This is a genomic window from Bradyrhizobium sp. P5_C11_2, assembly GCF_054049755.1.
In genome coordinates, this window is sequence record NZ_JBFULT010000550.1 from 1 (window position 1) to 5,055 (window position 5,055).

Annotated in this window: 7 protein-coding genes; 4 read left to right on the plus strand and 3 right to left on the minus strand. The window is 63.6% G+C overall.

Features of this window, described 5'->3' with window-relative positions:
- A partial coding sequence (locus ACXJL8_RS33650) for an aldo/keto reductase (RefSeq protein ID WP_456686344.1) occupies positions 1-347 on the minus strand: 347 nt, incomplete at its 3' end.
- A gap of 119 nt (positions 348-466) precedes the next feature.
- Between ACXJL8_RS33650 and ACXJL8_RS33655 the strand changes: the two genes are divergently transcribed.
- On the plus strand, positions 467-1,378 hold the full coding sequence (locus ACXJL8_RS33655; RefSeq protein WP_456686345.1) for a LysR family transcriptional regulator: 912 nt from the start codon (positions 467-469) through the stop codon (positions 1,376-1,378).
- 3 nt (positions 1,379-1,381) lie between these two features.
- Here ACXJL8_RS33655 and ACXJL8_RS33660 read toward each other — a convergent pair whose 3' ends face one another.
- The gene (locus ACXJL8_RS33660) at positions 1,382-2,383 is read right to left on the minus strand and encodes a 2-hydroxyacid dehydrogenase (protein ID WP_456618525.1); all 1,002 of its coding nucleotides are present in this window, start codon (positions 2,381-2,383) and stop codon (positions 1,382-1,384) included.
- A 321-nt stretch (positions 2,384-2,704) separates the two neighbouring features.
- On the opposite strand from ACXJL8_RS33660, the gene ACXJL8_RS33665 reads away from it, so the two are divergent.
- Positions 2,705-3,235 (plus strand): SH3 domain-containing protein, encoded by a 531-nt coding sequence (locus ACXJL8_RS33665; RefSeq protein WP_456618524.1) that lies wholly within the window; start codon positions 2,705-2,707, stop codon positions 3,233-3,235.
- Positions 3,236-3,392: 157 nt separating this feature from the next.
- On the opposite strand, the gene irrA is transcribed toward ACXJL8_RS33665, so the two are convergent.
- Positions 3,393-3,884, minus strand: a complete 492-nt coding sequence (gene irrA, locus ACXJL8_RS33670) for an iron response transcriptional regulator IrrA (RefSeq protein WP_456618523.1) — start codon at positions 3,882-3,884, stop codon at positions 3,393-3,395.
- A 354-nt stretch (positions 3,885-4,238) separates the two neighbouring features.
- On the opposite strand from irrA, the gene fabA reads away from it, so the two are divergent.
- Both fabA and ACXJL8_RS33680 read left to right on the plus strand, forming a co-directional pair.
- Positions 4,239-4,760, plus strand: coding sequence for a bifunctional 3-hydroxydecanoyl-ACP dehydratase/trans-2-decenoyl-ACP isomerase (gene fabA, locus ACXJL8_RS33675; protein WP_456618522.1), 522 nt, complete (start codon positions 4,239-4,241; stop codon positions 4,758-4,760).
- A 40-nt stretch (positions 4,761-4,800) separates the two neighbouring features.
- Positions 4,801-5,055, plus strand: a 255-nt coding sequence (locus ACXJL8_RS33680; RefSeq protein WP_456686346.1) for a beta-ketoacyl synthase N-terminal-like domain-containing protein, incomplete at its 3' end; no start/stop codon positions are given.

Below are 5,055 nucleotides of genomic sequence, written 5' to 3' on the forward strand. Positions count from 1 at the left end.
GTGCCCAAGCGCTGCAGCGAATAGGCCAGAAAATTCCTGATCGCAGCCGGCCGTGTGTCCATCCCGGCAAATTCGCCGGCGGGCCCGCGCAGCGCTCCGAACTTGACGCTGATCTGCAACCTGTCGCGCGGGCGACCCTTCAGCGCCTCGCGCACCAGCATTTCATTGTGGCCCATGGCGTAGAAATCGCCGGTGTCGAGCAGCGTGATGCCGGCATCGAGCGCTGCATGGACCGTGGCGATGCTCTCGTCGCGATCGGCCGGCCCGTAGACCTCGGACATGCCCATGCAGCCGAGGCCAAGGGCTGAGACATCGGGGCCGGTTGAACCGAGTTTGCGCTGTTCCATGTTGGCTCTCCTCAAGAGGCGGCAGGCAGATTGCGCCGCGTGACGAGGCCACATATGCGCTGGCTTCATTGCGCCGATAAGCTGGACAATCCGGAATGGCTTGTTCACCATGGCGAACAATGGCCGATCCCGATTTGCGCGATCTCGACGTCTTCCTGGCGGTCGCCCGCACCCGCAATTTCCGGCGCGCGGCGGTGGAAATTCGCGTGTCGGTGTCGAGCCTTAGCCAGCGCCTACGGGATCTCGAAGAGCGCCTCGGCGTCCGCCTGATGAACCGCACCACCCGCAGCGTGGCGCTGACCGAGGCAGGCGAGCTGCTGCTGTCGCGCGTCGCTCCGGCCCTGCGCGACGTCGGCGACGCCCTGGATCAGGTGCGGGGCCTGCGCGAGGTCGCGTCGGGCCGCCTGCGCATCAACGCGCCGCCGCCGGCGGTCGATCTCGTGCTGGCGCCGATGGTCGGGCCATTCCTGGAGGCGCATCCGCAGGTCGATCTCGACATCGTCTCCGAAAGCGGCTTCGTCGACATCGTCAGCGCCGGCTTCGACGCCGGCGTGCGCTATGGCGAGCATCTCGCGCAGGACATGGTGGCGATCCCGCTGAGCGGCCCGCAGAGCTATGTCGTCGTCGCTTCGCCCGCTTACGTCGCGCGTCGCGGCAGGCCGGGGCATCCGAAGGATCTGCTCGACCATGATTGCATTCGCGCCCGCTACTCGAGCKGCGTCATGCACGATTGGGAGTTCGAGAAGGCTGGCCAGCTGATGAAGGTCGATCCTCCGGCCAAGCTGATCTCGACCAATATGGGCCTCGCCATGCGCGCTGCGCTCGACGGCGTCGGTATATGGGCAACGCTCGATGGCTACGTCCATGAAGCGCTGAAGTCGGGCGCGCTGGTCAGCTTGCTTCAGGATTGGTGCGAGCCGTTCCCGGGCCCGTTCCTGTATTATCCGAGCCGGCGCCAGATGCCGCCGGCCTTGCGCGCTTTCATCGACTTCGTCGCGGACTGGCGCAAGCGCGAAACACGCCGCGCATAAACCTCAGAGCATGCTCGGCAGCACGCGATCCGGCGGCTTGTGCGCGTCGAGGAAGGTACGGATGTTGATGATGACCTTCTCGCCCATCTCGACGCGGCCTTCGATCGTGGCCGAGCCCATATGCGGCAGCAGCGTCACCTTGCCGGCCTTGGCGAGCCGCACCAGTTTGGGATTCACCGCGGGCTCGTGCTCGTAGACGTCGAGGCCGGCGCCGCCGATCTCGCCGGCTTCGATCAGCTTGATCAGCGTATCCTCGTCGGTGACCTCGCCGCGCGCGGTGTTGACGATGTAGGCGTCCTTGCGGATCAGCTTCAGCCGCCGCGCCGACAGCAGGTGATAGGTCGCCGGCGTGTGCGGGCAGTTCACCGAGAGGATGTCCATCCGCGCCAGCATCTGGTCGAGGCTTTCCCAATAGGTCGCCCCCAGCTCTTCGGCGATCTTCGGCGCCACCGGCCGGCGATTGTGGTAGTGGATCTGCAAGCCGAAGGCGCGGGCGCGGCGCGCCACCGCCTGGCCGATGCGGCCCATGCCGATGATGCCGAGACGCTTTCCGCCGATACGGTGGCCGAGCATCCAGGTCGGCGACCAGCCGGCCCAGGGTTTTCCTTCAGTCATGATCGATGCGCCTTCGATCAGCCGGCGCGGCACGGCCAGGATCAGCGCCATGGTCATGTCGGCGGTGTCTTCGGTCAAAACCTTCGGCGTGTTGGTGACGGTGATGCCGCGGGCGTGCGCCGCCTCGACATCGATATTGTCGACGCCGTTGCCGAAATTCGCGATCAGGCGGAGCTTGCAGTCGGGCTGGTTGACGATGTCGGCGGTGATTTGGTCGGTGACGGTCGGAACCAGCACGTCGGCGGTGCGCGCGGCCTCCGCGATCTGCTCGGCCGACATCGGCGTGTCGTCGAGATTGATCCGCGCGTCGAACAGCTCGCGCATCCGTGTCTCGATCGAATCCGGCAGCTTGCGCGTCACGACGACGAGGGGCTTTTTCTTCACCGACATGTCCTGCTCTCATCAGGCGTCGCAAGCCGCCTCTGTCGCCAAAGGCCGGCCGTTCAGGCCTCATTAACCCGGTTGTTCGACACTGCCCTTGCCGCGTCGTCCCCGGCGTTTCCTTCAAGCTCTCCCGACATTTCCACGCGGAAAATCGGGACAAACTGGTTGTTCAAGTGCCCGTCCTCTCTAGCAGAAGGCCGGGCCAAGACAAGAACCACGGACCTGGCTTCGGGAACACCCGCGGGGAGCGGGAAAGAGGGCATGCGGCAGGGTTTGGACTTTGGGGTGAGGGCCCGGCTCAGCCGGTCCTGGACAGGAGACGGGTTAATGGCGTTGGGGCGTTTTTGTGCGGTGATGGCGCTCGTTTGCGGCTGGTTGAGCGCCTCGGTCAGCCCCGGGCATTCGGCGAAGGACAATACACCGCAGACCGCCAGCGGCCTGCCGGTGCCGCGCTATGTCAGCCTCAAATCGGATCACGTGAACGTCCGCGCCGGCCCGACCAAGGACAATGACGTGGCCTGGGTCTACACCCGCTCTGGCCTGCCGGTCGAAATCACCGCCGAGTTCGAGAACTGGCGCCGGGTGCGCGACTCCGAAGGCGCCGAAGGCTGGGTCTATCACTCGCTGCTGTCGGGCCGCCGCACTGCGGTCGTGACCATGAAGCACAAGGACGACCTCGCGCCGATCTACGACCGTGCCGATCCTGACAGCGCGATTGCGGCAAAGCTCCAGGCCGGTGTCGTTACGCAAGTGAAGAAGTGCAGCGCAAACTGGTGCCGCGTCAGCGGCAACGGGTTTGACGGCTGGATCCAGCAGGAGCGCCTCTGGGGCGTCTACTCGGACGAGCAGGTGAATTGACGCCGCAGGCGTCATCCCGGGATGGCGCGAAGCGCCGGACCCGGGATCTCGAGATTCCGGGTTCGGTGCTACGCACCGCCCCGGAATGACCATGCAAATAGCAATGGCCGGGACAAGCCCGGCCATGATGACTAAATCAGCAGTTTAGGATTGATTCTCAGCGCTTCTTGCGCAGCCGCACGACCATGTCGATGCGCGCGATCTCGTAACCCTCGGGCACCTCCGGCATCTTGGACAGCGCCAGATGCGGATCCTCGATATCGACCAGCTCATGGCTGTTCTCGAGGTAATAATGGTGATGCGTGGTGACGTTGGTGTCGAAATAGGTCTTGGTGCCGTCGACGCTGACCTGACGCAGCAGGCCGGCATCGGTGAGCTGATTCAGCGTGTTGTAGACGGTGGCGAGCGAGACCGGAACCTTGGCCAGGGTCGCTTCCTCATAGAGCATTTCAGCCGTGAGGTGGCGTGCTCCCTTGCCGAACAGCAGCCAGCCAAGCGCCATCCTTTGCCGCGTCGGGCGAAGGCCGGCGGACTGGAGCATTTCGTTGACGTCGTGCCAGGGGCAGCCGGTCAGGGCCGGCTGGCGTCCGGACAGAAGGGCCGCCGTGTGGGCGTCTTCGTCATGATGGGGCGCGTTGTTTTCGCTCATTTCCAAATTCGGGCACGCGTGAACACTGTCTCTCCAATATAATATATGGAGAGATAGATGCAGATGCAAGTTTCTCGCAACTAGAGCGGTTCTAATCGGACGAGGAACCGGGCCACGTCCCGGTCATTTTACCTTCATGTGTGCGCTTTGCTACCCGAAAAGGCCTGTGTTAGAGAGCGCGCGGTTCCGCTTAACCGATTTTGGCGCGGTCRGGCATTGAGGCCGGCCCGTAGCCGATCCGGGCTCTCGGCATTCACGCCTGTTGACGGCAATGGGCGTTGCTTTCCGAACAGGGACGGGGCCCATTTTCGCCAGAAACGCCGCTCAATCGGGTTCGAACACAGAGGTTTCCGCATGCTGAACAGGCGTAACGGTTACGAATTTGAAGATTTACTGGCATGTGCCCGCGGCGAGATGTTTGGCCCGGGCAATGCACAATTGCCGCTGCCGCCCATGCTCATGTTCGACCGCATTTCGGACATCAACGAGACCGGCGGCGAATTCGGCAAGGGGCTGGTGCGCGCCGAGCTGGATGTGAAGCCCGATCTCTGGTTTTTCGGCTGCCACTTCAAGAACGATCCGGTGATGCCCGGCTGCCTCGGCCTCGATGCTCTCTGGCAAATGGTCGGCTTTTATCTGGGCTGGAGCGGCGGCGAAGGTCGCGGCCGCGCGCTTGGCCTGAGCGAGCTGAAGTTTGGCGGCCAGGTGCTGCCCGAGGCCCGCAAGGTTGTGTACAACGTCGATATCAAGCGGGTGATGCGTTCAAAGCTCGTGCTCGGTATCGCCGATGGATGGCTTTCGGTCGACGACCAGATTATTTATCGCGCGAAGGATCTGAAAGTCGGCTTGTTCAAGCAGGGCACGAGCCTGAGCTGAACGCATCACCAAGAAAGACAACGATTTAGGCGAGGCTGTCATGAGGCGGGTTGTGGTCACCGGGATGGGCATTGTCTCCTCCATCGGAAACAACACCCAGGAAGTGCTTGCGAGCCTCCACGAGGCGAAGTCAGGCATCACGCGGGCGGAGAAATATGCCGAGCTCGGGTTCCGTTCGCAGGTTCAGGGCGAACCGACGCTGGATCCTTCGACGGTGATCGACCGGCGCGCGATGCGTTTCCTCGGCCAGGGTGCGGCGTGGAATCACATCGCGATGGAGCAGGCGATCCAGGAT

Excerpts from the sequence above, each read along its gene's own strand:
- ACXJL8_RS33660 (WP_456618525.1), bottom strand. The coding sequence starts at position 2,383 with ATGTCGGTGAAGAAAAAGCCCCTCGTCGTCGTGACGCGCAAGCTGCCG.
- ACXJL8_RS33665 (WP_456618524.1), top strand. The coding sequence starts at position 2,705 with ATGGCGTTGGGGCGTTTTTGTGCGGTGATGGCGCTCGTTTGCGGCTGG.
- irrA (WP_456618523.1), bottom strand. The coding sequence starts at position 3,884 with ATGAGCGAAAACAACGCGCCCCATCATGACGAAGACGCCCACACGGCG.
- fabA (WP_456618522.1), top strand. The coding sequence starts at position 4,239 with ATGCTGAACAGGCGTAACGGTTACGAATTTGAAGATTTACTGGCATGT.